Raw genomic sequence first — 565 nt, forward strand, 5'->3', positions numbered from 1 at the left:
GGTTCGGGGAGCTGCTGGGCCGCTACCGGGCCTACGCGGCCCCTCAGACGGACCGGGGCGGCGACTGGGACGCCACGGTGCGGCGGGCCGCGTACAAGGTGCTCACGCACGAGCTGGCCGCCGAGACCGAGCGGCTCACCCGGGTGGCGAGCCGGCTGTGCGCGACCGCCCCCGAGACCGCGCTGCGGGACCGCGCGCCGTGGGCGCTGCGCACCGCGCTGACGGAGCTGCTGGTGCGGCTGGAGGTGTACCGGCCCTACTCCCCCGAGGACGCGGCCACGGTGGTGACCGAGGAGGCCGCGGCCGAGGCCCGGCGCGCGTTCGCCGTCCCGGAGGAGGCGGGCGCGGTGGACGTCGTGCGGGACCTGCTGCTGGGGCGGTACGGGGACGGACCCGCGCACGTGGAGTTCCGTACGCGGTTCGCGCAGACGGCGTCGGCGCTGCGGGCCAAGTCCGTGGAGGACACGGCGTTCTACCGCTACGTGCCGCTGCTGTCGGCGACGGAGGTGGGCGGCGAGCCGGGCGGCCCGGCGGTGGCCCCGGACCGCTTCCACGCGTACTGCGC

At 77.5% G+C, this 565-nt stretch carries 1 pseudogene; it reads left to right on the forward strand.

The features are described 5' to 3' along the window. A pseudogene (locus LPA54_RS35720) lies at window positions 1-565 on the forward strand (malto-oligosyltrehalose synthase); the annotation flags it as partial.

Source organism: Streptomyces sp. DH12 (assembly GCF_020873895.1).
Taxonomy (GTDB): Bacteria; Actinomycetota; Actinomycetes; order Streptomycetales; family Streptomycetaceae; genus Streptomyces.